Annotated in this window: 31 protein-coding genes and 1 riboswitch; of the genes, 17 read left to right on the forward strand and 14 right to left on the reverse strand. The window is 71.1% G+C overall.

Translation table 11 applies throughout. The features are described from left to right. Nucleotides 1-92: 92 nt before the first annotated feature. From ACZ6S0_RS18935 to ACZ6S0_RS18945, 3 genes are read right to left on the reverse strand one after another with little or no spacing between them, the layout of a single operon-like run. Entirely contained in the window at nucleotides 93-1076 is a 984-nt protein-coding gene (locus tag ACZ6S0_RS18935; RefSeq protein ID WP_465918960.1) for a rod shape-determining protein, read from the reverse strand. A gap of 58 nt (nucleotides 1077-1134) precedes the next feature. Beyond that, entirely contained in the window at nucleotides 1135-1722 is a 588-nt protein-coding gene (locus ACZ6S0_RS18940) for a GNAT family N-acetyltransferase (RefSeq protein WP_465918964.1), read from the reverse strand. Then, nucleotides 1719-2597 (reverse strand): SCO6745 family protein, encoded by an 879-nt coding sequence (locus ACZ6S0_RS18945; RefSeq protein WP_465918967.1) that lies wholly within the window; start codon nucleotides 2595-2597, stop codon nucleotides 1719-1721. Before ACZ6S0_RS18945 ends, ACZ6S0_RS18940 begins: the two co-directional genes overlap by 4 nt. Before the next feature lie 115 nt (nucleotides 2598-2712). On the opposite strand from ACZ6S0_RS18945, the gene ACZ6S0_RS18950 reads away from it, so the two are divergent. Next, a complete protein-coding gene (locus ACZ6S0_RS18950; protein ID WP_465918969.1) occupies nucleotides 2713-3243 on the forward strand; it encodes a CGNR zinc finger domain-containing protein in 531 nt (176 codons plus the stop codon). A gap of 74 nt (nucleotides 3244-3317) precedes the next feature. Here ACZ6S0_RS18950 and ACZ6S0_RS18955 read toward each other — a convergent pair whose 3' ends face one another. Further along, on the reverse strand, nucleotides 3318-3815 hold the full coding sequence (locus ACZ6S0_RS18955) for a PadR family transcriptional regulator (protein WP_465918972.1): 498 nt from the start codon (nucleotides 3813-3815) through the stop codon (nucleotides 3318-3320). Between the two features lie 219 nt (nucleotides 3816-4034). Between ACZ6S0_RS18955 and ACZ6S0_RS18960 the strand changes: the two genes are divergently transcribed. The 4 genes from ACZ6S0_RS18960 to ACZ6S0_RS18975 all read left to right on the forward strand — a co-directional run bounded on the left by ACZ6S0_RS18960 (nucleotide 4035) and on the right by ACZ6S0_RS18975 (nucleotide 6504). Further along, on the forward strand, nucleotides 4035-4163 hold the full coding sequence (locus ACZ6S0_RS18960) for a hypothetical protein (RefSeq protein ID WP_465918974.1): 129 nt from the start codon (nucleotides 4035-4037) through the stop codon (nucleotides 4161-4163). Nucleotides 4164-4212: 49 nt separating this feature from the next. Beyond that, nucleotides 4213-4413, forward strand: a complete 201-nt coding sequence (locus tag ACZ6S0_RS18965; protein WP_465918976.1) for a DUF5302 domain-containing protein — start codon at nucleotides 4213-4215, stop codon at nucleotides 4411-4413. Between the two features lie 161 nt (nucleotides 4414-4574). Continuing rightward, nucleotides 4575-4709: riboswitch (cyclic di-AMP (ydaO/yuaA leader) on the forward strand. A 177-nt stretch (nucleotides 4710-4886) separates the two neighbouring features. Further along, on the forward strand, nucleotides 4887-5591 hold the full coding sequence (locus tag ACZ6S0_RS18970) for a hypothetical protein (RefSeq protein ID WP_465918979.1): 705 nt from the start codon (nucleotides 4887-4889) through the stop codon (nucleotides 5589-5591). A 67-nt stretch (nucleotides 5592-5658) separates the two neighbouring features. Beyond that, on the forward strand, nucleotides 5659-6504 hold the full coding sequence (locus ACZ6S0_RS18975; RefSeq protein WP_465918981.1) for an alpha/beta fold hydrolase: 846 nt from the start codon (nucleotides 5659-5661) through the stop codon (nucleotides 6502-6504). Between the two features lie 22 nt (nucleotides 6505-6526). Here ACZ6S0_RS18975 and ACZ6S0_RS18980 read toward each other — a convergent pair whose 3' ends face one another. Continuing rightward, entirely contained in the window at nucleotides 6527-7735 is a 1209-nt protein-coding gene (locus ACZ6S0_RS18980) for a DUF4032 domain-containing protein (protein WP_465918984.1), read from the reverse strand. Nucleotides 7736-7757: 22 nt separating this feature from the next. Here ACZ6S0_RS18980 and ACZ6S0_RS18985 point away from each other — a divergent pair, with 22 nt between their 5' ends. Next, nucleotides 7758-9326, forward strand: a complete 1569-nt coding sequence (locus ACZ6S0_RS18985; RefSeq protein ID WP_465918987.1) for a DUF885 domain-containing protein — start codon at nucleotides 7758-7760, stop codon at nucleotides 9324-9326. 6 nt (nucleotides 9327-9332) lie between these two features. Here the strand turns inward: ACZ6S0_RS18985 and ACZ6S0_RS18990 are convergent, their stop codons facing one another. Both ACZ6S0_RS18990 and ACZ6S0_RS18995 read right to left on the reverse strand, forming a co-directional pair. After that, entirely contained in the window at nucleotides 9333-9965 is a 633-nt protein-coding gene (locus ACZ6S0_RS18990; protein ID WP_465918989.1) for a class II aldolase/adducin family protein, read from the reverse strand. A gap of 92 nt (nucleotides 9966-10057) precedes the next feature. Then, nucleotides 10058-10699 carry a TetR/AcrR family transcriptional regulator gene (locus ACZ6S0_RS18995; RefSeq protein ID WP_465918991.1) on the reverse strand — a complete coding sequence of 214 codons (642 nt, stop codon included), beginning with the start codon at nucleotides 10697-10699 and terminating at the stop codon, nucleotides 10058-10060. A gap of 55 nt (nucleotides 10700-10754) precedes the next feature. On the opposite strand from ACZ6S0_RS18995, the gene ACZ6S0_RS19000 reads away from it, so the two are divergent. The 4 genes from ACZ6S0_RS19000 (at nucleotide 10755) to ACZ6S0_RS19015 (ending at nucleotide 14414) form a co-directional block, all read left to right on the forward strand. Further along, on the forward strand, nucleotides 10755-11669 hold the full coding sequence (locus tag ACZ6S0_RS19000; protein WP_465918995.1) for a carbohydrate kinase family protein: 915 nt from the start codon (nucleotides 10755-10757) through the stop codon (nucleotides 11667-11669). 9 nt (nucleotides 11670-11678) lie between these two features. After that, nucleotides 11679-12893: an aminotransferase class III-fold pyridoxal phosphate-dependent enzyme gene (locus ACZ6S0_RS19005; protein ID WP_465918997.1), complete on the forward strand. Its 1215-nt coding sequence runs from the start codon at nucleotides 11679-11681 to the stop codon at nucleotides 12891-12893. Between the two features lie 82 nt (nucleotides 12894-12975). Then, a complete protein-coding gene (locus ACZ6S0_RS19010) occupies nucleotides 12976-13518 on the forward strand; it encodes an RNA polymerase sigma factor (RefSeq protein WP_465919001.1) in 543 nt (180 codons plus the stop codon). After that, nucleotides 13515-14414, forward strand: a complete 900-nt coding sequence (locus tag ACZ6S0_RS19015; protein ID WP_465919004.1) for a hypothetical protein — start codon at nucleotides 13515-13517, stop codon at nucleotides 14412-14414. The genes ACZ6S0_RS19010 and ACZ6S0_RS19015 overlap by 4 nt, the downstream gene beginning before the upstream one ends. Here the strand turns inward: ACZ6S0_RS19015 and ACZ6S0_RS19020 are convergent. Then, nucleotides 14335-14589 carry a hypothetical protein gene (locus ACZ6S0_RS19020; RefSeq protein ID WP_465919006.1) on the reverse strand — a complete coding sequence of 85 codons (255 nt, stop codon included), beginning with the start codon at nucleotides 14587-14589 and terminating at the stop codon, nucleotides 14335-14337. The genes ACZ6S0_RS19015 and ACZ6S0_RS19020 overlap by 80 nt on opposite strands. Between ACZ6S0_RS19020 and ACZ6S0_RS19025 the strand changes: the two genes are divergently transcribed. The 6 genes from ACZ6S0_RS19025 (at nucleotide 14540) to ACZ6S0_RS19050 (ending at nucleotide 19205) form a co-directional block, all read left to right on the forward strand. Continuing rightward, the gene (locus tag ACZ6S0_RS19025; protein WP_465919320.1) at nucleotides 14540-14845 is read left to right on the forward strand and encodes a hypothetical protein; all 306 of its coding nucleotides are present in this window, start codon (nucleotides 14540-14542) and stop codon (nucleotides 14843-14845) included. The genes ACZ6S0_RS19020 and ACZ6S0_RS19025 overlap by 50 nt on opposite strands. Nucleotides 14846-15030: 185 nt before the next feature. After that, the gene (gene ngcE, locus ACZ6S0_RS19030; RefSeq protein WP_465919008.1) at nucleotides 15031-16476 is read left to right on the forward strand and encodes an N-acetylglucosamine/diacetylchitobiose ABC transporter substrate-binding protein; all 1446 of its coding nucleotides are present in this window, start codon (nucleotides 15031-15033) and stop codon (nucleotides 16474-16476) included. A gap of 3 nt (nucleotides 16477-16479) precedes the next feature. Continuing rightward, nucleotides 16480-17394 (forward strand): carbohydrate ABC transporter permease, encoded by a 915-nt coding sequence (locus tag ACZ6S0_RS19035; RefSeq protein ID WP_465919009.1) that lies wholly within the window; start codon nucleotides 16480-16482, stop codon nucleotides 17392-17394. 2 nt (nucleotides 17395-17396) lie between these two features. Next, nucleotides 17397-18251: a carbohydrate ABC transporter permease gene (locus ACZ6S0_RS19040; RefSeq protein WP_465919013.1), complete on the forward strand. Its 855-nt coding sequence runs from the start codon at nucleotides 17397-17399 to the stop codon at nucleotides 18249-18251. Between the two features lie 33 nt (nucleotides 18252-18284). After that, nucleotides 18285-18569, forward strand: coding sequence for a 4a-hydroxytetrahydrobiopterin dehydratase (locus tag ACZ6S0_RS19045; RefSeq protein WP_465919016.1), 285 nt, complete (start codon nucleotides 18285-18287; stop codon nucleotides 18567-18569). An 84-nt stretch (nucleotides 18570-18653) separates the two neighbouring features. Beyond that, nucleotides 18654-19205 carry a superoxide dismutase family protein gene (locus ACZ6S0_RS19050; RefSeq protein ID WP_465919018.1) on the forward strand — a complete coding sequence of 184 codons (552 nt, stop codon included), beginning with the start codon at nucleotides 18654-18656 and terminating at the stop codon, nucleotides 19203-19205. A 58-nt stretch (nucleotides 19206-19263) separates the two neighbouring features. On the opposite strand, the gene ACZ6S0_RS19055 is transcribed toward ACZ6S0_RS19050, so the two are convergent. Together ACZ6S0_RS19055 and ACZ6S0_RS19060 are read right to left on the reverse strand one after the other, a co-directional pair. Further along, nucleotides 19264-19938, reverse strand: coding sequence for an RICIN domain-containing protein (locus ACZ6S0_RS19055; protein ID WP_465919022.1), 675 nt, complete (start codon nucleotides 19936-19938; stop codon nucleotides 19264-19266). Between the two features lie 197 nt (nucleotides 19939-20135). Then, nucleotides 20136-20453: an ArsR/SmtB family transcription factor gene (locus ACZ6S0_RS19060; protein ID WP_465919026.1), complete on the reverse strand. Its 318-nt coding sequence runs from the start codon at nucleotides 20451-20453 to the stop codon at nucleotides 20136-20138. Nucleotides 20454-20548: 95 nt separating this feature from the next. Between ACZ6S0_RS19060 and ACZ6S0_RS19065 the strand changes: the two genes are divergently transcribed. After that, nucleotides 20549-21547, forward strand: a complete 999-nt coding sequence (locus ACZ6S0_RS19065) for a zinc-dependent alcohol dehydrogenase family protein (RefSeq protein WP_465919028.1) — start codon at nucleotides 20549-20551, stop codon at nucleotides 21545-21547. 63 nt (nucleotides 21548-21610) lie between these two features. Here ACZ6S0_RS19065 and ACZ6S0_RS19070 read toward each other — a convergent pair whose 3' ends face one another. Genes ACZ6S0_RS19070 through ACZ6S0_RS19085 form a run of 4 tightly spaced genes read right to left on the reverse strand, consistent with a single transcriptional unit; the run spans nucleotide 21611 to nucleotide 24758 of the window. Then, nucleotides 21611-22798: a DUF418 domain-containing protein gene (locus tag ACZ6S0_RS19070; RefSeq protein WP_465919031.1), complete on the reverse strand. Its 1188-nt coding sequence runs from the start codon at nucleotides 22796-22798 to the stop codon at nucleotides 21611-21613. A 27-nt stretch (nucleotides 22799-22825) separates the two neighbouring features. Then, nucleotides 22826-23485 carry a GPP34 family phosphoprotein gene (locus ACZ6S0_RS19075; protein WP_465919034.1) on the reverse strand — a complete coding sequence of 220 codons (660 nt, stop codon included), beginning with the start codon at nucleotides 23483-23485 and terminating at the stop codon, nucleotides 22826-22828. A gap of 8 nt (nucleotides 23486-23493) precedes the next feature. After that, nucleotides 23494-23802: a type II toxin-antitoxin system antitoxin gene (locus ACZ6S0_RS19080; protein WP_465919037.1), complete on the reverse strand. Its 309-nt coding sequence runs from the start codon at nucleotides 23800-23802 to the stop codon at nucleotides 23494-23496. Nucleotides 23803-23807: 5 nt separating this feature from the next. Further along, the gene (locus tag ACZ6S0_RS19085) at nucleotides 23808-24758 is read right to left on the reverse strand and encodes an SPFH domain-containing protein (protein WP_465919039.1); all 951 of its coding nucleotides are present in this window, start codon (nucleotides 24756-24758) and stop codon (nucleotides 23808-23810) included. Between the last annotated feature and the right edge of the window lie 91 nt (nucleotides 24759-24849).

The raw sequence follows: 24849 nt of genomic DNA on the forward strand, positions 1-24849 counted from the left end.
TCAGCCTGGCCGATGGTCAGAGGTCACGCGCGTGGTGTCGGTCCCGATGGCCAGGTCCGCGTGCCGGTCCCTGGTGCGGAACGGGTCGTCGCTCATGTACGCCCGCCCCGGATCCTCCCGATCAGTCCAAGTTCGTCCACGCACCGGCCGAGCCCGAGCGCCACGGCCTCCAACGGGCGTTCCGCGCGGCGTACGGGCATGCAGAGGGCCTCGCGCAGCCGGTGCCCGAGCCCGCGCAGCAGGGCCCCGCCGCCGACCAGCACCGCGCCCCGCTCGCCGAGGTCGGCGGCCAGCTCGGCCGGGCAGCGTTCGACCGTCTCCATGGCCGTCCGCGCGATCGAGTCCACCGGTTGCCGGGCCGCCTCGAAGATCCGTCCCACGGGCAGGACCAGCTCGTGTTCGCCGCCGGTGTCGGGGTCGCGGGCCGTGACCACGATCTCCGCGTCGTCACCGCCCGCGCGCCGCTTGGCCGACTCCGCCTCCGCGTCGTCGAGCAGCAGCCCGTGCTCGTGCTCGACGTAGCGGGCGATGGCCCTGTTCACCGCGCGCCCGCCGTACGGGACGGAGCCCGTCGCCACCACCGACTCGCCGGAGAGCACGGCGATGCGGGCGGCGTCGGTGCCGATGTCGATGACCATGTAACCGGTGCGGTCCGTGAGCGTCAGGCCCGACCCGAGGCCCGCGGCGAGCGCGTGCGGGACGAGGTGCACCGTCCTGGCATCCGACTCGTACGCGATGTCGCGCAGCGCCGCGCGGTCGATCGGGGTGGAGTCGCCGGGCAGCGCCATGACCACGCGCGGCCGGGCGTACGGGTGCCAGTGCACCTTGCGCAGGAAGTGGCGGATCATGCGCCGGGCCAGCTCGGCGTCGGCCGGCAGCCCCTCACGGACCGGCCAGCACGTGCGGCCGCCCGCCTCGGGGGCGGCGGCCTCCGAGCCGTACCGGATGACCTTGCCTGTGCGATCATCGCACATGACTGCGGAGGGTTCGTCGAGCACGATGCCCTTGCGCTTGAGATAGATGCGCGTGCTCGCCGCCCCCAGATCCATCGCCAGGTCGCGACCGAGAATACTCATCGCGGGGTTCATTTCCTGACGTGCTCCAACACAACACCACGAACTGAACCGCTCCCCTTTACCCGCCCTCTGCCGCCCGGTCGCCCGGCGACTTCGTCCGCGAGGGCGGGTGGGGCTGCTCCGGACCTCGCCGCGTGCCAGGTGACACGAACACCACGACGTCCGAGTCCTCGCCGGCTCGCAGCCAGCCGGACCGCTCGTACAGCCGGACGGCGTCCTGGGCGCTCGGTGCGGTCAGCAGCCAGCTACGCCGCTGTCCGCACAGCAGGTCGAGAATCCGCCCCGCCAGCCCCTGCCCGCGCGCGTGCGGGGCGACCGCCAGTTCGTCCACCTCCAGCGCGCCGACGAGAAGCTCGGCCGTCCGGCCGGGGCCGAGTGCCGCGAGCACCTTGCCGTAGGCGCGCCCGGTGGGGAACGGCGAGGCGGTCGGCCACGCCGTACCGAAGCCGCAGGGTTGACCGCCCTCGGTGGCCAGGATCGCCCGGAACCCCGGCCTTGCTGTGTCGGCGGTGAGCCGGTCGCGGAAGGCGACGACCGCGTCCTCGCTCTCATGCCACGGCGGGCCGGTGAACGCCGCACGGTAGACGCTCACCAGCTCGGCCCGTCGTGCGAGCGTCTGCGGGCCGGTCAGCGGATCGAGTCTCATGCCGGCGCCGGCACCTTCCCGATGCCCAGCGTGCTGGTCATCGGCAGCAGGCCGGACTCGAAGACGGCGCCCAGCAACGGGAGGTTGAGCTGGGCCAGCCGTTCGGCGCGCTCGGCGCCCAGCGCCCGCCACGGACCGGCGGCGAGGTGGTCGGTCATCCGCTCCACCTGGTCGCGCAGGTCCCGCCCGCGCTCGGTGGCCTGCCCGTCGGCATCGACCAGCCCGCGGCGAGCCAGCCGGTCGTGCGCCGCGGCCCACTCCTGCTCGTCCCAGCCGCGTCCGGCGAAGTTCGCCACGGGAGCCGCGCCGATCGCGGCGAAGGAGACCAGCGCCTCGCAGCCGTCGAGGTCGGCGGCCCTCAGCGCCGTCAGGTGCCCGTCGCCTCGATGCTCGCGCAGCACCGTGTACGCCTGCCAGAGCACGAGATGCGGCTCGTCGGGCCAGGGCAGGTCGAGGTTGGCGGCGGCCAGCGGCCGGTGCTCCACGCTCACGCTCTCCGCCGCCCGCCTGGCCAGCTCCGCCGCCTCGGCGACGTCAGGACCGTCGAGCCGGTCGCCGAGCAGGGCGCGACAGGTACGGTCGACCGCGCGCATCCGGGCGTCCAGGACCTTCTCGGGGGCGGCCGTCGCCCAGATCGCCGGAACGTACCCGGCGACCATGGCCGGGCTGAAGCTGTAGGCGGTGGCGGTGACCAGCCGCGGACCGGCGGCCCCCAGTGTCGCCCAGCGCCAGGCGAAGTAGCTCGGCCACCTCGACCCGACGTCGTGACCGAGTCGCGCCGCCTCCTCGAACGCCTGGGGCGAGAAGTACAGCATCGCGTGCACCGGCTCGATCTGGTGCCACATCCTACGAGAGAGGCCCGCGTGTTCCGACATCAATACCTCACTGTCTAGATAAACTACGCCAGTGACGGTAGACCCATGGCGCATCACTGGTCAATCGCAAATAGACAGTTATGTCGAGCGGCATGTGCAGCGCGCCGTCCTTCTGGTGAACGAGTTGGCCGTCGACCGGGCGTACGGGCGGCGGGTCGCGCCGCCGACCACGGGGCCCGACCGCCGGGCGGCGATCCAGGAGGCGCTCGCGGCGGCCGGGTCGGCACGGAGCGAGTCGCTCACCCCCGCCGACGCCGAGGTGCTCGCGGCCGTCGCGGCTCAGCTACGACCCGCCTTCGGCGCGGGAGAGCGGGCCGAGTCCGTGATCGAAGGTCTCAATCGGCTGCTCGTGCGGCATGCGGCCGTCCCCAACCTGCACGGCCGACCGGACGGGCCCCCCGTCCTGGCCTTCCATCGCGCGGACGCGAGCCTGGTCGACGCCTGGGTCGCGGACGCGGCCACCGCCCTGGCCATGGTGATCGGAGTCGGTCAGGGGGCGAGACTCCGGTCCTGCGAGGCCGCGAACTGCGAGCGGGTCTTCCTCGACAGCACGCGCAACGCCTCCCGCAGGTTCTGTGGCCTGTCGTGCCAGAATCGCGCCAAGGCGAGCGCCTACCGCCTTCGCCGCGCGGCGAAGGCCGACTGAGTCGCGACTGCCCTGACCCCCGTCCGCACAGGCGCCGCGCGGCAAAGGTGTGGAGTAAGGCGCCGTCGGCGGGGCTACTGGTGGTCTTTGAGGTCGGCCAGGGTTTCCTCGGCCCACCGGATGCCGGTGCGGGCCTGGGCGAGGCCCAGGTCGAGGGCGTACCGGCCGAAGCGGTCGCGCGGCTCGCAGTCCAGCGTCTCCAGCCGCGCCTCGAACTCCGCCTTGATCCGCTCGACCACCCCGACCGCCTGGTCCCGCGCCATCAGCGGCAGCAGGAACGCCTGAAGCGCGATCTCGCTGCGGACCGCCCTCGCGGGCGCGTGCTCGACCATCCACGTACGCAACTCGTGCTCACCCTCGGCGGTGACCGTGTAGATCTTGCGCCCTCTCGCCCCCTCCGCCTCGACCGCCACGAGCCCGTCGGCGGCCATCTTCACCAGCTCCGGATAGATCTGCGTGTGCCCGGCCTGCCAGACGTGGTTGAGCGAGCGCTCGAACTTCTTGGCCAGGTCATAGCCGCTCGCGGGGCCGACGGCCGAGAGCAGCCCGAGCAGGGCGATCCGTAGGGACATGCCCGCCAGCATATCGAAAAGTTGACATGTCAAGACTTACCTATCACTCTTCACAGGTGAAAACTGACAGCAAGGGCAATGGCCTCATCTTGCTCGCCGTGCTCGGCGGGATGTTCCTGGCGATGCTGGACCAGACGATCGTGGGCACGGCGCTGCCGCGCATCACGTCCGAACTGGCCCGTCCACGGTCTGGCGGCCGCGCACGCCTCCGCGGCCGCGGTGGTCATCCCCGCGCTCGGGGTGGCGGGCGCGGTGATCGCCCTGGTGGCGCTGGTGGCGCTGCCGAACAACCGGCTGCGTACGCCCGCCACGCCACACTCCAAGGTCGAGGCCGGTTTCGCGTCGTGAGCGGTGCCGTGCGAAGCTGTGACTTGTCCCCAATACCTTGGAGGTCCTCATGGCGGATACACCGGAGCCGGAAGTCAGCGAAACTCCCGAGGACGAGATGAAGCGCAAGTTCCGCGAGGCGCTGGAGCGCAAGCGCGGCCAGCACGCGGGCTCGGGCGCGGGTGGCAGGGGCGGCGACCCATCGAAGATCCACGGGGCGCACGGTCCGGCTGCGAGTAAAAGATCATTCAGGCGCAAGAGCGGCGGCTGAGGCTGGAGTTCTCCGGGGGTACGGGATGCCGTGCCCCCTTTTTCTTCCCGGTCAAAGGTAGATCTTTTGTCCGATTCATGATGAAACGTTGGCAATGTCCGGTTCCGTCATTACAGTAATCGCCATTACCAGCCGGTGACCTAGTCCTTACCCAGAAGGGCAGCCGGCCGGCGCCGAATCCCGAACCCCCTCGGGAGCCGGGGAACCACCTCTTGGGGCGAATCCGGCCTGTGCCGGTAGGGCATCTCCACGCCCGAACCCGTCAGCTAACCCGGTAGGCGTGATGGAGAGGACATACCCCATGCACCAGCGCGTCGTACCCCCAGACCGCTTGCTGACGGCCGCCAACTGAACGGCCCCCTTCCTCAGGTACGCATCGTGCGCTCCGCGTAGTCAACGCCCAGCGCTGTGCCCCGCTGTGCCGTTTTGCGGGCGCAACCTCCCTGTCCCCCCGTGAAGGGTGTTGCTGTTCCATGATTGCCTGTTTTGGTCTGCGTTCCCTCGCCATCCTCACCGCCATCGCAGTCGGCGCGCTCGTCCTGGTCGGCACCGCCGCCCACGCCGACTCGGCCGACAACGAGAAGATCCTGCTCAAAGGGTCGACCACGGCCTCGTACTTCTGGGACGACTCCTCCGGCCGCGCCGGCGACACGGGCCTGCCCGCCAGCGGCAAACCCATGCAGAAGGGCCTGGCCGCGAGCCCGAGCTGGCCGCTCCTGACCGAGGGCTACGTGGTCTACAAGGGCAAGAAGGCGCCCTTCTTCGTGGGCGACCGCGGGCCGGGCGAACCGTCGAACCGCGGGATCATGCTGGACCTCGACGCCAAGACGTTCGCCGACCTGACCGGCGGCAGCTTCAACGCCGACACCCTCGGCGTGGACGGCGTCGGCGGCCAGGGCCACATCGAGCTCGACTACGTGATCACCAAGTGGGGCGACGGGGTGGGCAAGAAGAACCACCCGGTGCCGTTCTCGACCGGCGCCTGGTCCGAGCGCGACAACAACCCGGCCACCCCTCCGGCCGACCAGGAGCCCCCGGCGGTCGACGGCGACGCGGCCGGTGACGGGGTGGAGAACCAGGGCGGTTCCGTGAGCACCGTGCTGGTGGCCGGCACCCTGACCGCCGCGGGCGCCGCGCTGCTCGGCAGCGACCGCCTCCGTCCCCTCCTCGTGCGCTGAGACTCCTCCCATCGTGAGCGCGGGCCCTGCTTTACGCCGCCCGAACCAGAATGACATTCTGGTCTCCGTGACGAACCGCGTAGCCGCGAACGGCATCGACCTCGCCTACGAGAGCTTCGGCTCTCCAGAAGGACGCCCGCTGCTCCTGATCATGGGCCTCGGCGCCCAGCTCATCCAGTGGGACGAAGCGCTCTGCGAACTCCTGGTGGAGCAGGGACACCACGTCGTGCGGTTCGACAACCGCGACGCGGGCCTGTCCACGCACCTCCACGACCTGGGCGTCCCCTCGGCGGGGGCGCCCGCGCCGTACCTGCTGGACGACCTGGCCGACGACACCGCCGCGCTCATGGACGCCCTCGGCCTGCCCGCCGCCCACGTGGTCGGGGCCTCGATGGGCGGCATGGTCGCCCAGACGCTGGCCATCCGGCACCCCGGGCGGGTGCTGACCCTGACCTCGATCATGTCCACGCCCGGCCCCTCCGTGGCCCCGCCCACCGAGGCCGCGGCGGCCGTCCTGATGAGCCGGCCGCCCGCCGATCGCGCGGCGGTGCTGGAGCAGGCCGTACGCACCTGGTCGACGATCGGCTCACCCGGCTACGAGCTGGACCGGGAGAAGATCGTCGCGCGGGCCGGGCTGGCCTACGACCGTTGCTTCGACCCGGCGGGGACGGCGCGGCAACTGGCCGCCATCATGGCCTCGGGCGACCGTACGGAGCTGCTGGCCGGGGTACGGGTGCCCACGCTCGTGCTGCACGGGGAGGCCGACCCGCTCGTCCCGCCGGCCGGCGGCCGGGCCACGGCGGCGGCGATCCCGGGGGCGCGGCTGGTGACGTACCCGGGGATGGGGCACGACCTGCCGCCGGCCCTGTGGCCCGCCATCGTCGCCGAGATCACCAAGCTGACCTCCGCCTGACCCGGCGCCCTCCCCAGCCGGGCTACGGGGCGGGCTCGTCGGGCAGCAGCGCCTGCTCGTCGCGCTTGTGCACCAGGATGTTGCCCACGTACGACGTCACCGCCGTGGTCAGCCCGACGTCGGAGCCCGCCTGCTCCGACAGGTACCAGCGGTGGTCGAGGATCTCGTGGAAGAGCTGCGCGGGCTCCAGCTTGCCGCGCAGCTCGACGGGGATGGCCTCGACCGTCGGCTGGAACACCTCCGCCAGCCACCGGTGCGCCACGATGGCCTCGTCCTCGTGGCGCAGCCCCTTGGCCACCCGGAACCCGTCGAGATCGTTGAGCAGCCGCCGGGCCTGGTTCTCCTCGACGTCGAGACCGGTCAGCCGGAGCAGCCGCCGCTGGTGGTGGCCGGCGTCCACGACCTTGGGCCGGACGATCAGCCGTCCGGTGCCGACCTTGCGCCGGACCATCATCTCGGCCACGTCGAAGCCCAGCAGGTTGAGCCGCCGGATGCGGTGCTCGACGCGGTGCCAGTCGACCTCGTCGATGATCTCGCTCTCGTTGATCTCGTTCCACAGGCGGTGGTAGCGGGCGACGACGTCCTCGGCCGTCTCCATGGGGTCGATCGACGGGTGCAGCAGCCCGCCGGCCTCCAGGTCGAGCATCTCGCCGAAGATGTTCGTGTGCGCGGTGTCGATGTCGCCCAGCCGCTGCCCCTCGCTGATCATCGGGTGCATCTCACCGGTCTCCGCGTCCACCAGGTACGCCGCGAACGCTCCCGCGTCACGCCGGAACAACGTGTTGGACAACGAGCAGTCGCCCCAGAAGAAGCCGTTCAGGTGCAGCCGCACCAGCAGCACGGCCAGCGCGTCGAGCAGCCGGGTGAGCGTGTCGGGGCGCAGGGTGCCCGACATGACCGCGCGGTAGGGGAGCGAGAACTGCAGGTGCCTGGTGATCAGCGCGGCGTCGAGCCCGTCCTCGCGGCCGGTGACGTACGCGACCGGCTCCACGGCGGGCGCGTCGAGCCTGGCCAGGTCCCACAGGAGCTGATACTCCCGCCTGGCGTACCGCTCGCTGATCTCCTTGATCGCGTAGACCTTGCCCGACAGCCGGGCGAAGCGCACCACGTGCCGGGAGATGCCGCGTGGCAGGTCCACCAGATGGTGCTGTGGCCAGTCTTGCAGGGGGACCTCCCAGGGGAGGCGGATAAGGTCAGGATCGCCTAGCGCTCCGGTCATCTGCAGGGGCATTGGCCCAGGATATTGTGCATCGGTGGACGAGTTTCTTAAGTGGTACTTTTCTTCCCGTCCCGTCGTCGCCGCCTCGCTGGGCGCCGACGGCTACGATCACACACTCGGCGATCTCACCGCCTCCGGATGGCAGGCCCAGGAGCGCGAACAGGTGCTCTGGCTCGAACGCCTCTCGGCCACCGAGGCCCCCACGCCGGACGACGCGATCGACAGAGACCTCGTTCTGTCGGAGCTGAGGGGCTCGATCGCGCTCGCGTCCTGGCCCCACTGGCGGCGCGACCCGGCCGCCTACCTCTCCGCGATCTTCACCTCGATGTACGCCCCCTTCCAGCGCCGCCTCAAGCCCGAGCACGAACTGGTGGCCTCGGCCCTGTCGCGCCTGGCCGAGGTGCCCGGCGTGCTCGCGGCCTGCCGGGAGAACCTCGACCCCGACCTCGCCGCCCCGCTGCTGGTGAAGCGGGGCCTGGGCCAGGCGCGCACCGGCCGCAACCTGCTGACCCGCACCATCCCCGGCATGGTCGAGGACGAGGCCCTGCGCGCGAAGCTGGCCGAGGCCGCCGAGCCGGCCGCGCAGGCGTTCGACTCGCTCGTGACGTTCCTCGAAGGCTTCGAGTGCGGCGGCACCTGGCGGATGGGGGAGCGGCTCTACTCCACGCTGCTGCGCGAGCGCGAGCTGCTCGGCTACGGCGCCGCCGAGCTGCATCAGAAGGGCCGGGCCGCCTGGGCGGAGCTGGACGCCCGCATGCGCGAGGTGGCACTCCAGGTCAACGGCACCCAGGACTGGCGGGCGGCCATGGAGTCGCTCATGGACGACCACCCGCCCACCCTGGCCGACATGCGGGCCGAGTACGAGGCGGAGACCCGGCGGGCCCGCGACTTCGTCCGCGAGCGCGACCTCGTCACCTTCGCCGAGGGCGAGGAGTGCCTGGTGCTGCCGTCGGCCGAGTACACCCGGCCGGTCCTGTCCGTGGCCCACTACCTGGCCCCGCCGCCGCTCACGGTCTCGCGGACCGGCATCTTCTTCGTGCCGTACACGCCCGACGACTTCACCCCCGAGCAGGTGCGCCAGCGCCTGCGGACGAACTCGCGGGCCCAGATGCCCTCGATCGCCGTGCACGAGGCGTACCCCGGGCACCACTGGCACCTGTCGTACATGGCGGGCAACCCCCGTACGGTCAGGAAGGTCTTCAGGACGCCGTACTTCACCGAGGGCTGGGCCCTGTACGTCGAGAAGCTCCTGCACGAGCAGGGCTACTTCGACACCCCCGCCACCGAGCTGGCGCACCTCGACTGCCGGATCTTCCGCGCCGCCCGGATGGTCGTGGACACCGCGCTGCACTGCGAGGACCTGCCGATCGAGGAGGCCGAGACGTTCATGGCCACCAAGGCGTCGCTGTCGCCGGGCACGGCGCAGGGCGAGGTGAACCGCTACTGCGCCTGGCCCACGCAGGCGCCCTCCTATCTCACGGGGGCCATCGAGATCGACCGCATCAGGGAGTCGTTCCGCGGCTCGCCGAAGGAGTTCCACGACCGCATCGCCGGGTCGGGCGGGCTGCCGCTCGGTCTGGCCGAGCAGGTCGCGCTCGGGTAGGGCCGCTCACCGGCGGGGGAAGTCGGGAGGGTTCAGCGCGCGCTCGACCACGGCGGCGAGCTGCTCGTCCGTCAGGATGGCCGGTCTGCCGACGCCGAGGCCGCGGACGTAGACCTCGCAGAGCCACTCCAGCAGCCGGGTGGCCTCGAACGCCTCCTCCAGCGTCGCCCCGATGGTCACCCCGCCGTGGTTGGCCATCAGGGCGGCGCGCTTGCCCTCCAGCGCGCGGCGGACGTTCGCGGCCAGCTCCGGTGTCCCGTACGTGGCGTATCCGGCGACCTCGATCACGCCGCCGAGCAGCAGCGCGTTGTAGTGCACGGGCGGCAGCTCGGTCATCGTGGTGGCCACCACCGTGCCGAAGACCGAGTGGGTGTGCACGACGGCCAGGGCGTCGGTGGACTCGTAGATCGCCAGGTGCATGGGCGTCTCGCTGGACGGGCGCAGGTCGCCCTCCACCAGGTGGCCCGACATGTCCACGATCGGGCACATCTCCGGTGTCAGCCGGTCGAGCGCGACGCCCGACGGCGTGACCGCGACCCTGTCGCCCTCGCGCGCGCTGAGGTTGCCGGAGGTGCCGATGACCAGGCCCAGCTCGACGGCCCGGCGGCCGTAGTCGCACAACTGCTCGCGGAGGCTCATGCGGTGGGAATCTAGCCTCTCGCCCGGTGCGCGGCAATCGACCGGTCCGTCGCGTCCCTCCCCGGCGTGCAGAGCGCGTCCTTCCCCGGCGTTCAGAGGCGGTCGAGGGCTCGCAGCATCAGCCGCTCGGCGTCGGCGCGGGTCAGCCTGCCGGGGTAGAGGAGCAGGTGCAGGCTGAGGCCGTCCACCAGGGCGAGCAGGTGCTCGGTGAGGTCGTCGAGGTCGTCGAGGTCGGCCCCCGTCTGTGACTCGTCCTGTGGCTTCGTCCGGGGCTCCTTCTGTGGCTCCGTTCGCAGCTCGCCGTCCGCCCGCGCCTGCTCCAGCAGCCCGCGTACGGCCGCGCGCAGCTCGCCCGCCTCCGCCTCCTGCACCTCCGCCAGCCGCTCCGAGGCCAGGCTGCGGCTCCAGAAGCTGACCTCCAACCGCGTCTCCTGCGAGCGCTCGGCGTCCAGCGGCAGATTGTCCAGCAGCAGCTCCCGCAGCGCCGCCAGCCCCGTCGCGTCCCCCACCTTGCGCGTCAGCCGGGCCCGGATGCGCTCGTGCGACTGGCGCAGCGCCGACAGCAGGATCTCGTCCTTGTCGGCGAAGTAGTGCGCCAGCACCCCGTTCGAGTAGCCGGCCTCCTTGGCGATGGCGCGGGTGGTGGCGGCGTCGATGCCGTCCCTGACGATCACCCGGCGGGCCGCTGACATGACCTCGCGCCTGCGCTCGTCGTGATCGACGATCTTCGGCATCGGCCGCCTCCCCAGACACGTTGACTTTTTATTCGGACGTCTGTCTATTTAGACTATGACCGTCGCCACCGTCGGCGTCCACATCGTCGACATCCTCGCCCGGCCCGTCGAACACATCCCCGAGGGCCAGGACACCGTGCTGGTCGACCAGATCCGCCTCACCGCCGCGGGCGCCGCCGCGGGCACGGCGGTCGACCTGGTCAAACTGGGCAACGACGTGGTCACCATGGGCGCCATCGGCGACGACGAGCTGGGCGACCTCCTGCTGCTCGTGCTGGCCAAGCGCGGCGTCGACGCCTCCCGCCTGGTGCGCAGGTCGGGGGAGCAGACGGCCGCCTCGATCCTGCCCATCAGGCCCGACGGTGGGCGGCCCAGCTTCCACGTGCCCGGGGCGAACCTCGGCGTGACCCCGGCCGACGTGGAGGCCGACGTGCTGCGCGGCGCGCGGGCGATCCACCTCGGCGGGATGGACGTCACGTTCGGTCTGGGCGATCCGGCCTTCTTCGCCCTCCTGGACGAGGCGCGCGCGGCCGGGGCCGTCGTCACGATGGACCTGCTGTCCGAGATGGCCGACCTCCTGGTCATGGCCCGCGCCTTCCTCCCGCACGTGGACTACGTGCTGCCGAACGAGACGCAGGCCCTGCTCATGACCGGCGCCCCCGACGTCGAATCCGCCGCAGGGGCGCTGCTCGCCGACGGCCCCCGGGGCGTGCTGGTCACGCTGGGGGCGGCGGGCAGCCTCGTCGTGACGGCCGGCGGCACGCAGCACGTCCCGGCGCTCAAGACGGAGGTGTCCGACACCACGGGGTGCGGCGACGCGTACTGCGCGGGTTTCCTCACCGGGCTCCTGCACGGCCAGGACGTGCCCACCGCCGCCCGCTGGGGCACGGCCGCCGCCGCCAGGGTGGCCACCGGTCTCGGCTCCGACGCCGGTCTCACCGACCTCGACTCCCTCCTCAGCCTGCTCTAAGGACCCCAGATGAAAGACGCCGATCTGCGCCGGCGCGCCGCGAAAGTCGTCCCGGGCGGCATGTACGGCCACCTCAACGCCGCCCTCTTCGCCCCCGGCTACCCCCAGTTCTTCGAGCGCGGCGAGGGCTGCCGCCAGTGGGACGTGGACGGCCGCGCCTACCTCGACTTCATGTGCAGTTGGGGGCCCGTCGTGCTCGGGCACCGGCACCCGCGCGTGGAGGAGGCCGCCGCCCGCCAGGCCGCGCTCGGCGACTGCCTCAACGGCCCCGGGCCGATCATGGTGGAGCTGGCGGAGCTGCTGGTGGACACCGTGCCGAGCGCCGACTGGGCGATGTTCTCCAAGAACGGCACCGACGCCACCACCCAGGCGCTCATGGTCGCCAGGGCCGCGACAGGCCGGACCAAGGTGCTGATGGCGCACGGGGCGTACCACGGTGCGGACCCGTGGTGCACGCCGTCCCTCGCCGGCACGACGCCCAATGAGCGGGCCGACCTCGTGGAGTTCACCTACAACTCCCTGGAGTCGCTGGAGGCCGCCGCGGCCACCGTCGAGGGTGACGTGGCGGCGATCATCGTCACGCCCTTCAAGCACGACTCGTTCGAGGACCAGGAGCTGGTGGAGCCGGTCTTCGCGCGGGGCGCCAGGGCGCTGGCCGACCGGCTCGGCGCGGCGCTGGTGATCGACGACGTGCGGGCGGGGTTCCGGATCGACCTGCGGGGGTCGTGGGAGCCGTACGGCGTGCGTCCCGACCTGACGGCCTGGTCGAAGGCGATGGCCAACGGCTACCCGATCGCCGCGGTGACCGGCGCCGACGCGCTGCGCGGGCCCGCGCAGACGCTCTACTCGACCGGGTCGTTCTGGTTCTCCGCGGTGGCGATGGCGGCGGCCAAGGCGACCATCGAGACCCTGCGCGACACCGACGGCATCGCGGCCATGGGACGAGCCGGCGCCCAGCTCAGGGAGGGGCTCTACGCGCAGGCCAAGTCGCACGGGTTCGCCGTGAACCAGACCGGGCCGGTGACGATCCCGTGGCTCAGCTTCGACGGGGACGCCGACCTGTCGGTGGCGATGTACTGGAGCGACGCCTGCCTGCGGCACGGCGTGTACGTGCACCCGTGGCACAACTGGTTCATGTCGGCCGCCCACACGGAGGACGACGTGGCGCTCGCCCTGGAGGGCACCGACCAGGCGTTCGCGGAGACCCGCGCCCACTTCGGCTGAACGTCAACGGGATCCTCCCCGTAATGCTCGGAAATTTCCGGACATGGGGTTGGGTGTTGACACGCCCAAGTGAGGAGCCCCAGTGGGAGTCGATCCCGAAAGCCGGTTCGAGGAGATCTACGGATCCTCGTACCGGCCGCTGCTCGGGTACGCGCTGCGCCGCTGCCCGGACCCGGACGACGCGGCCGACGTCGTGGCCGAGACCTTCCTGACCGCCTGGCGCCGCATCGAGGAGGTCCCCCACGGGGACGAGGCCAGGCTGTGGCTCTACGGCGTGGCCAGGAACGTGCTGGCCAACCACCGGCGCGGCGAGCGGCGGCACGAACGCCGCACCGAGGCCCTGCGCGCGCAACTGGCCGCCTCGCCGACGGCCGCGGAACGGCCCGCCGAGGACCTCTCCCGGATCGGACAGGTCTTCCGCGCCCTGCCCGAGGACGACAGGGAACTGCTCGCGCTGGTCGCGTGGGAGCGGCTGAACCCCGGCCAGATCGCCAAGATCGTCGGTGTGTCCGCCAACACCGTACGGGTCAGGCTCTACCGCGCCCGCAGGCGCTTCGCCCGTGGCCTGGCCGCCGCGGGAATCGACCACTCGCGCGCCGTCGCGATCGAAGGGAGCGCAGGATGAACATCGCCGATCTCGCCCGCGTGCGTGACGAGGACCTGGCAGGAGAGCCGGTGGGACAGGCGTCCGGCGCGGGGGCGCGGGCGCTGAAGGAGTCGATCATGGCCGAGGGGCGCGAGCCCGCGGGCGATGTTCTCCCGGCGCGGCCCAGGCGCTTCACCGTGCGACGCGGCCTGGGGCGCGGTCTGGGGCTCGGCGTGCCGGTCGCCGCGCTGACCGCCGCCCTCGTGCTCTGGGCACCCTTCGGCGGCCCCGCCACCGAGTACGCCAACGCCGCCGTCTCACTCGAGAGCCGCGCCAACGTCCTCATCATCGCCGTCAACGACCCGGAGGCCGACGCCGCCACGTTCACCCAGGCGTTCCAGGCCGTGGGACTCGCCGCCGAGGTGCGCAAGGCCCCGGTGGCGCCCGAGGACGTCGGCAAGCTCATCAGCCCGGTCGCCGACGGAAACTTCCCCCAGGGTGCAGTCGTCACCGTCAGCACCTGGACAGAGGGCTGCCGTTCGGCCTGGTGCGGCGAGATCTCCCTGCCCACCGGCCTCACCGGCAGGATCGTCTTCGGCATCGGCCGGCCCGCCGAGCCCGGCGAGCCTTACGCCACCCCCGTCCAGATGGACGAGTACTCCTCCCGCGACCTGCCGGTCAAGGAGGTCAGGGCCGAGCTGGAACGGGCCGGGACCAAGATCAGCTACAACGTGATCCGGCCCGATCCGTCCACCGGAGTCGCCGAGAGCTACGCCGTCGCGGCCGAGCACGTCGGGGCCGACTGGACCGTGGAGACCGTCTCCAGGACCGCGTCCGACGCCGCTGCCATCAGCGTCACGCCCCCGGCGGACGTGCCCGCGAGCTCACTGCCGCGGTCCACCCCGCCGCCCGGATCCGACTGGTGGAGGAACTGACGGGCTCATGAGCGCCGCCCAGGTCCGGCGGACGTATGCGGTGCACGGCCGCGTCGTCCGGGGCCGCCAGGGCGGCCATTTCCGCGAGCTGCCCCGCCAGCCGCCCGTCACCCTCGGAAAGGGCCTTGAGCGCGGCGTCGGCGAGCACCGACGGGCCGCCCGCGAGTTCCGCCACCGATTTCGCCGGAACGGCGTCGGGCGCGGGTTTGAGATGGGCCGGATTGCCGTCGTACCGGGCGCGCAGACTGGTTGTCGCGTACGTCCGCGTGCAGCCGGGCGGCGGAGAACGGGCTGCCGGTGTCGAAGAGCGCCAGTTCGCCCCCGCTCTCGAAGGTGACGACGTTGCCGAATCCCGGCTACCAGCCCAGCCCGTCGGCGACCGTCAGAACGCCTTTGCCTTCCATGCCGGCGTCCACGATGCTGTCGTCTGATTGTCCGTGCCACACACGGTCCGCGTACTCCGCAATCATGTGACCCACCTTGCTTCTAGAACCTCATTCTAGGCGTGGCGTCACGGCATGGTCACGTCTCGATTGCGGCCTCTTGACGCGCGTCGTGGGCCGTTCATACGTTGCGGGCAATCGTTTAGGAAACTTTCCTAATTGAGGAGCCCCCCATGACCCACCCGGGCGAGATCTCCCGGCGTCAGCTCATCCGCCGGATCGGCATGACCGCGTTCGTCGCCGGCCCAGGCGCGGGCCTGCTGAGCGCGTGCGCCACCGCAGGCACGGGAGGCGAGCCCGCGGCCGCCCCCTCCACCTCGATCCCCGTCTCCGCGGACCCGAAGAACCCCTTCGGCGTGGACGCCAAGACGCCGCTCGAAGTCGTCATCTTCAGCGGCGGCTACGGCGACGCGTACGCCAAGGAACTGCACGAGGAGCTGTACAAGAAGGCGTTCCCCGGCGTCACCATCAAGCACACCGCCACCCAGCAGATCGGCACCCAGCTCCGCCCCCGCTTCGTCGCCGGCGACGCGCCCGACGTGCTCAACAACTCGGGCCCCGAGTCGATGGACCTGGCCGCGCTGGCCGCCGAGGGACACCTCGCCGACCTGGCCCCGCTGTTCGACGCGCCCTCGATCGACGACCCGGCCAAGAAGGTGCGCGACACGCTCACCCCGGCCGTGGTCGACAACGCCAAGATCAACGGCAGGGACCTGGTGCTCAACTACACGGTGTCCCACCGCAGCCTGTGGTACAACGCCAAGCTGTTCCAGTCGAAGGGCTGGTCGCTGCCGACGACCTGGGCGGAGTTCGCGGCACTGGGGGAGGAGGCCAAGGGGGAGGGCATCCTGCTCTTCGCGTACCCGGGGCAGAAGGGGCCGTACTACCAGCTCTGGAACGTCCTCTACACCGCCGCCAAGATCGGCGGCAACCAGGCCATCATCGACATCGACAACCTCGTGGACAACGCCTGGAACTCCGAGGCGATGCGGCAGGCCATCACCGCGTGGGTGGACATCCAGACGAAGTACGGCGACAAGGCGTACTTCGGCCTCGACCACACCCAGACCCAGATCAAGCAACTGCAGAACGAGGTGCTCTTCTACCCCACCGGCTCGTGGGTCGAGAACGAGATGGCCAAGGACAAGCCGGACAACTTCGAGTACGCCATCGCCCCCATCCCCGACGTCACCGCCGCCGACGCGATGCCGTACGGCGCCATCCAGGTCGGCGTGGGCGAGAACTTCGTGGTCGGCGCCAAGGGCAAGAACCCGCAGGGCGGCCTCGCGTACCTGCGCCTGATGCTCTCCAAGGAAGGCGCGCGCGGCTTCACGGAGAAGACGCAGAACCTCACGGTCGTGAACGGCGCCGCCGAGGGCGTCAACCTGCCCGCCGGCCTCATGAGCGCCGCCCGAGCCCAGGACAAGGCCGGCCAGAACATCATCACCGAGGCCCGCTTCGAAGGCTGGTACAAGGAGCTGTTCGACTACGGCAGCGAGCAGATCAACGTGGTCATGGCCGGCCGGATCACGCCGGCGAAGTTCCTGGCCAACATGCAGAAGAAGGCCGACGACGTCAAGAAGGACGACGCGGTCACCAAGCAGACCCGGAGCCAGTGACCCATGGAGCGGTTGCGCTCGTACGGATTCGCGGCCGGGTTCCTCGCCGTGCCCCTCGTGCTCTACACGGTCTTCGTCATCAGCCCGTACGTCCAGGCGTTCCAGCTCTCCCTGACGAGCTGGAACGGATACAGCTCGGTCGTGCGTTACGTGGGGCTGGACAACTTCGGCCGGCTGCTGGCGGACGAGGTGTTCTGGCGGGCCCTGCGCAACCACGGGATTCTGCTGCTGGTGCTGCCGCTCACCACGATCGTCATCGCGCTCTTCCTGGCCTTCCTGCTGAACCTGGGCGGCGGCACTCGCGGGGCCGGCATGAAAGGGGTCTGGGGGTCGAGGTTCTACCGGGTGGTGTTCTTCTTCCCCCAGGTGCTGGCCGTGGCCGTGGTCGGGGTGCTGTTCCAGGCCGTCTACCGGCCCGACGAGGACGGCGTCGCCAACGGCGTGCTGGCCCGCTTCGGGGTCGAGCCCGTCGGCTGGCTCATCGAGCCGGACCTGGCCCTGTGGTCGGTGCTCGCGGTGATGGTCTGGCAGGCGGTCGGCTTCTACGTGGTGCTGTTCTCGGCGGGCATGGCCGCCATCCCGAAGGACTACTTCGAGGCGGCGGCGCTCGACGGGGCCAACCGGATCAGGCTGTTCTTCTCGATCACGCTGCCGCTGCTGCGCGACACCGTCCAGGTCGGCTGGATCTACCTGGGCATCGCGGCCTTCGACGGGTTCGCGCTGATCCAGGTGCTGGCCGGCAGCAAGGGCGAGCCCGACGGGGCCACCACGATCCTGCCGATCACCATCTACAACACCGCCTTCTCCTACCAGAAGGTCGGCTACGCGTCCGCGATGGGCGTGGCGCTGTTCTTCCTCACCGTGACGTTCGCGGTGCTGACGTTGCGTACGACCCGGCGCGAGGAGGTTGAGCTGTAGTCATGGCCACGCGGACAACGGACAGGTTCAGGCCCGGCGTGCTGGGCGCGCTCTCCCACGTGGCGCTGGCCGTCTGGGCACTGCTGATCATCGCGCCGCTGCTGTGGACGTTCCTGGCCTCGTTCAAGAACAACACCGAGATCTTCGGCGACCCGCTGCAACTGCCGGGCGCGCTGCGGCTGGACGCGTGGGGGCGGGCCTGGGACACGGCGCACATCGGGCAGTACATGCTCAACACCGTCCTCGTCGTGCTCTTCGGCACGGCGGGCACGATGGTGTTCGGCTCGATGGCGGCGTACGTGCTGGCGCGCTTCCGCTTCCCCGGCAGCCGGCTGATCTACTACTACTTCGTGGCCGGGCTGGCCTTCCCGGTCTTCCTGGCGCTCGGGCCGCTGTTCTTCGTGGTCAGGCAGTTCGGGCTGCTCAACTCGCACGTCGGGCTCGTGCTGGTGTACATCGCCTACTCGCTGCCGTTCACGGTGTTCTTCCTGGCGGCGTTCTTCCGTACGCTGCCGACGGCCGTCGCCGAGGCCGCGCTGATCGACGGCGCGTCGCACACTCGTACGTTCTTCCAGATCATGGTCCCGATGGCCCGGCCGGGCCTGGTCAGCATCACGATCTTCAACGTGCTCGGGCAGTGGAACCAGTACCTCCTGCCCCTCGTGCTGCTGGCCGGCGACCCGGACAAATGGGTGCTCACCCAGGGCATCGCCGGGATCTCCACGCTGGCCGGGTACGAAGCCGACTGGCCGGGGCTGTTCGCCGCCCTGTCCATCACCATCCTTCCGGTAATGATCGTCTACATCATCTTCCAGCGGCAGATCCAGTCCGGGCTCGGCTCGGGGGCGCTGAAGTAGCGTGAGGTCAGGGCACCGTACACGGGAGGTCTCATGGACATCGAGAGCAGGCTCGACGACCTGCCCGCCTGGCGGCGGGAGGGCGGCGCGATCAGGCGCACGGTCACCGCGCCCGACTTCCCCGCCGCCATCCGCATCGTCGACGAGATCGCGGTCCGGGCCGAGGAGCTGAACCACCACCCCGACATCGACATCCGCTGGCGCACGCTCCACCTGACCCTCACCACCCACGACCGGGGCGGCCTGACCGACCTCGACTTCACGCTCGCTGCAATGATCGACGACATCGCGGCAAAACACGGCGCCCAAGGAGGATGACCGTACGTATCGGGCCGATCACTCGTTAGAGTGGTGGCCTCTCGGAGCCCTCATGCCGGAGGGGCTCCAACCGTGGGGGGTCTCATGCGCGTGCCCGCATTCCTGCTCATCCTGCTGACGGCGGCCTCGGCGACGGCCTGTTCCGCCCCGCCGGTCCCGCTCCAGAACGCCAAGACGGCGCCCGAGGCGGTCACCAACCTCAACTCCTCCGGGGAGTTCTTCGCCGACGACACCGCCGCCATCGCCTACGACCGCAAGCTCGCTCCCGAGGGGGCGCAGGCCAGCCTCAGCATCGAGTCGTCGGCCGGTCAGACCCGCACCTCGCTCGTCGTCGAAGGGCTGCTGCCCGACCGCGCGTACGGCGCGCACCTGCACACCAAGCCGTGCGGCAAGAAGCCCGACGAGGCCGGCCCCCACTTCCAGCACGATCAGGGCGTGATCAGCCCCGAGAGCGAGGTCTGGCTCGACTTCACCACCGACGCCGAGGGCGCCGCGCGGTCGAGCGTCCGCAACGACTGGGCGTTCGACGGCGCCCAACTGCCCGGCTCGCTCGTCATCCACGCCCTGCCGACCGAGACCTCGGGCCCGCAGGTCGGCCAGGCCGGCTCCCGCGTCGCCTGCCTCACTCTTCGCTGACGCCGCACACACAGTAGGCCCCTGGACTCCTCCAGGGGCCACGACCGGATTCAACCGGTCAACCGCGCCCGTCGCCGATCCAGTCGAACAGCCACCGTTGACGGTCGTGGCCGGAGTACGGCCCGTTGAGGACCGGGGTGAGGTTGCCGGACTGTGTCCCGTAGGCGTCCATCATGTTCAGGGCGCCGCCGAGTTCCACCGAGATCTCCCAGGTGCCCGTCTCGCTGCGGAGGTACGGCCAGAATCTCTGGCCACGACTGTCGACGTAGTCGTATATCCCGTACTGCCAGAGGTTGGCGCCGTTCGACCTGGCCGGGTAGTCGAGCGAACGGTTCCACTGGTAGTTGATGAATCTGTAGCGGTAGAGGCTCGAACCGCCCACGTCGTAGACGTTCCACGCCAGTGTCGGACCGCCGTTGCACTGCCACAACCCGACCGGGGAATTGGGGGCGCCTTGGCCCCCAGCGTGGGCGTCAAGGCAGTAGGCGTGGCCGTCGTGGGTGTAGGAGTTGACGATGTAGGCGGTGCCGACGTACGTCATTCCGTTGAGCACCGCGGGCGGCTCCTTGAAGGCGAAGCTCGGTGGGGAGACCTTCCCGGGAAGAGTTCCCCGGAAGTCTCTGATGTCGTACTCGGGCTGCGGTCTCTTGTCCCCTGCCGGCGGTTCGCGATCCGCCGCCGCCGTGCTCGCCAGGCTGCCCAGCATCGCCGTCACGAGGAGTGCGACGACCACCGACCGTCTTGACGCAGACCTTTTTCGCATCTCACACCATTCTTGAGGGGAATACTCCTGGGTGGATCGACCGAAGAGGGGCTTGCTCTCCGGTCCACGCCGTGAGTTGCGCGCTCGTCGCCGAGCTTAGGAAGGCTGCCTGTCGTTCTCGTGTCGTCCGCCTGTCGAGGTCGCTCGCCGGCGCTCGGGGTGTGTCGTCAGCGTGCCGCGCGTCGGGGCGCGGTGAGGGCGTCGAGGAGGCCGGGGAACGCCTCGTCCATCTCGGCGCGGCGCAGGGTGTTCATGCGCGAGGTGCCGGCGTAGTGCTGCCGGATCAGGCCCGCCTCGCGCAGCACCTTGAAGTGGTGGGTGGCGGTCGACTTGCTGACGGACAGGTCGAACGCGCCGCAGGCGATGTCCGCGCCGGCGGCGTCGAGTTGCGTGACGATGCTCCGGCGCACCGGATCGACGAGGGCCTCCAGCACCTTCTGGAGGTCGAACTCGGAGACCTCCGGGTGGGACGGTGTGCGTTCCATGCCCGCCATAGTACGACCCTCATCAAAGTTTGACCGCGATCGTACTTTCCTGGCACAGTGGGGGCGGCGTCACCCCGCGAGCGAAAGACGGTGCCATGGCGAGGACAGTGCGGTTCCACGAGATCGGCGGGCCCGAGGTGCTGCGCCTGGAGGACCTGGAGACCGGCGAGCCGGGGCCGGGCGAGGTACGCATCCGGGTGGACGCGATCGGGCTCAACAGGGCGGAGGCGCTGTTCCGCAGCGGCCGGTACATCGAGCAGGTCAAGCGGTTGCCCTCAGGGCTCGGCAACGAGGCGGCCGGTGTGATCGAGGCCGTCGGCCCCGGCGTGGCCGGGTTCGAGGAGGGCCAGGCGGTCAGCGTCGTGCCGAGCTTCTCGCACAACGACTACGGCGTGTACGCCGAGCGGGCGATCGTGCCGGCGGGCGCGCTCCTGCTGCGTCCCGACGGGGTGGACGCCGTGAGCGGCGCCGCGGTCTGGATGCCCCACCTCACGGCCTTCGGCGCGATGGTCGAGGTGGGCGGGATGCGGGCGGGCGACGTGGCGGTGGTGACCGCGGCCTCCAGCAGCGTCGGCCTGGCCGCGATCCAGACCGCCAACCGGGTGGGCGCCACGCCGGTGGCCGTGACCCGCACCCGGGACAAGCGGCGGCGGCTGCTGGAGGAGGGGGCGGCCGAGGTGATCGTCTCCGACGAGGAGGACGTGCCTGGCCGCCTGCTGGAGCTGACCGGCGGCCGAGGCGCCGAGTTCGTCTTCGACGCCGTCGCCGGGCCCGGCGTGCTCGGCCTGGCCCGCGCGGTGGCCGCCGGCGGCACCGTCTTCCTGTGGGGGGCGCAGAGCGGGCAGCCCACGCCCTATCCCGGGTTCGACCTGGGCATGCCCGCGCTGAACCTGCGCACGTACACGATGCTGGAGATCACCAGGGATCCCGGGCGGATGCGCCGCGCCACGGCGTTCGTCACCTCGGGCCTGCGCGCCGGGTTCCTGCGGCCGGTGGTGGACCGCCTCTTCCCGCTGGACGAGATCGTACGGGCCCACCGGCACATGGAGTCCAACACCCAGTTCGGCAAGATCGTGGTCACCGTGGCGCACTGACCAGGAGGTCAGGAGCCCCCGGCCCGCCCGCGCCCGGCACCGGAGGGTGGCCGCCGTGCTGGCCTACCTCGGCCCCGACGCGTCCTGACCGGAGCGCCGCCGCCGGACCAGACGGCGCAGCAGGATCTCGGCCGGGCCCCGGTACCCCACCCGCCGCATGGCGTCGGCGAGGAACAGCGACACCACCCACGTGCCCGCCGCCACGGCCGTGGCGCCCGCGAGGCCGAGGTCGTCCTGCAGCGCGAGCCCGTACGGGTAGAAGAGCACGACGAACGCGAGGGACTGGAAGAGGTACAGGCTCAGCGAACGCTGCCCGAGAGCCTCGACCATCGTGGTGAGCCGGCCACGCCGCCGGGCCGCCCGGATGGCGACCAGGGCCACGATGCCCGCCAGGCCGATGCCGCCGGCGTACCCGGTGAGCGGCTGCGCCGCCGCCACCGCCCAGAGTGCCGCGGGTGAGGGATCGTGCCACACCCCGGCCTGGACCAGCCCGGCGGGGACGGCCCCGGCGACCGACAGGACCGTGGTGATCACGGCGGCGCGGACCAGGAAGCGGCGGTGCCGTACGGGCTCCTCCAGGAAGCCCCGCCGCGCCGCCCACATGCCCAGCGCCACCGCAGGGAGCACGATGATCGCGAACAGGAGCAGCCCGATCGGCCAGGCGGTGACCCGATCGACGAGCAGCGCACCGAAGCCCCGGTCGCCCGCGGCCATGCTGCCCGCCGTGAACGTGGAGGTGCCCTCCGACAGCGGATACCACATCCCGAACGCGACCGCCGCGGTGGCGGGCCCCAGGGAGATCCCCGCCGTCCACAGCAGGGCCGCGTCCCGCCGTCGCAGCAGGCCGACCAGCACCAGGGCGGTCAGCCCGTAGACGCTCAGGATGTCGATCGGGGCGAACACCACGGTGTGCGCGAACCCGAGCACCACCAGCCACCAGCCCCGGCGGCGCAGCAGCTTGCGGGCGCTCACCCAGTCGGAGCCCCGGTCGATCTCCCGGTTGAGCAGTTGCACCAGCGCGTAGCCGAACAGGAAGGCGAACATCGGGCGCGCGTGGTTGCTGACGAAGACGAGATGGAAGAATTCGGTGATCGTGTTGAGCACGGCCGGGCCGCGGTCGACGGCGGTCACGAACAGCGGCGCGTGCGCGAACGCGATGGCCAGCAGCATCGCGCCCCGGGCCAGGTCGGGGGCGAGCGCCCGCTCGCCGGTCCGCGAAGGGGCGGGCGTCGCCCGCGTTAACGTGGTCATGATGATCTTCCCCATGGGTGTCGTCGGTCAGCCGCCCCCGTCGGCGGCCGCGTGGCGGTCCGCGTCCACGGCCTTGCGCAGCGCGGTGGCGATCGGCTCGACGGGTGCCGCGAGCCGCTCGATGCGTTCCTTGTACTGGCGGGCGTCGCGTCCCGACACGACCGTCCTGAGGCGGGCCGCCGCGGCCAGGCCCGCCAGCACGCGCAGGTCCGGCTCGACGCGCCCGACCGGCCGCCCGCCGCGCACGACCTGCCCGATGCGCTCCACGAGCCTGCGCGACAGGTACGCCTTGCGCGGCACGATCCGCTCGACCGGGAACACCAGCACCCGGTGCCGCTCCACCCGCACCAGCCGGTCGGCGGCCAGCTCGTCGCGGACGACGCGAACCGCCCGCGCCTGGTCCTTACGGATCCACCGCCGCCAGGAACGCGGCGGCGAGCCGGAGACCTGCTCCCAGACGAGCGCCCGCAGCGACCCGCGAGGGGCGTCGGCGGGGGCGGTGACGGCCCGGGCCTTGCCCGACTCGTCGGCCAGGTTGCCCGCCAGCAGCAACTCGGCCAGGGCCGCCGCGCGCAGCAGGTAGCCCAGCTCGCCCCGGTTGGCCAGCCGCTGCTTACGCAGGTCGAAGGCCAGCAGGAAGGCCGACCGCGTCAGCGACTCGCCGCCCCCCGGGGACTCGCCCTTCATCACCGGACTCACCCTCCTCCGTCTGTGTCCTCATCCGCTCGCTCCTCGTCCTTCCTCCGGTCGGCGGCCGGGTCGTCCTCTCCGCCGTCCTCCTCGGCGCCGTCCTCTTCTGCGCCGTCCTCTTCCGGGGCCTTCCTGGGCCGTCCGCGCGGTCGCATGCGCCCCACTCCGTCGGGCAGGCGTCCGGCCTCGGACAGGGCCCGGCGCAGGAGGAACTCGATCTGGGAGTTCGTACTGCGCAACTCGTCGGACGCCCACCTGGACAGCGCGTCGTGCACCACCGGGTCGAGCCGCAGAAGGATCTTCTTCCGTTCCACGGTTGTTACTGGTAGAGCGTGCCGGTGTTGACCACGGGCTGCGTGTCGCGGTCACCGACCAGCACCACGAGCAGGTTGCTCACCATGGCCGCCTTGCGCTCCTCGTCCAGCTCGACCACATCGTGCTCGGCGAGCTTGGCCAGCGCCATCTCCACCATGCCGACCGCCCCCTCGACGATCCGCTGCCGGGCCGCCACCACCGCGCCGGCCTGCTGGCGGCGCAGCATCGCGTGGGCGATCTCGGGCGCGTACGCCAGGTGCACGATGCGCGACTCGATGATCTTCACTCCGGCGGAGAGCACCCGGGCCGCGATCTCGGTGGACAGTTGCTCGTTGATCTCGTCGGCGTTGTCGCGCAGGGAGAGCCGCGGCTCGCCGTGGGCGTCGTACGGGTAGCTGCCCGCGATGTGCCGCACGGCCGTCTCCGCCTGGATGGCCACGAACTCCACGAAGTCGTCCACCTCGAACACCGCCTGCGCGGTGTCCTCGACCTGCCAGACCACCACGGTCGCGATCTGGATCGGGTTGCCGTCGGCGTCGTTGACCTTGGTCACGTCGGTCTCGTGGTTGCGGATCCGGGTGGACACCCGCCGCCGCGAGGTGAACGGGTTGACCCACTGGAAGCCGGGGGTGCGCAGGGTGCCGACGTACCGGCCGAGCAACTGCACCACCCTGGCCTCGCCGGGCGCCACGGCGGTGAGCCCGAAGCTCATCGTGAACCCGGCCAGGATCGCCAGGCTGCTCACGATGACCAGCCAGAGACCGCCCTGCCCGGCCCCCGAGGCGAGCAGCGCGATCCCCACGATCAGCAGCACGATCCCGGCCAGGACCAGCACCGTCGCCACGGCCGCCATCCCGAACCCGTTGGCCGCCCGCACGGAACGCTCGCTGGTGTGCGGCGCGGGCATCTCCACCACGCTCCCCTGGGGCGCGATCGCGCCCGATGTGTCCGCCATCGTCTGTGCCCTTCCCTGTGTGACTTCACCTTGCTAGCAAAGTGATATCACTTTTTCCGTGCGTGGGGAAGCCCGCGGCGGACTTCTCCCG

It is taken from the genome of Nonomuraea sp. NPDC051298, from assembly GCF_055586305.1.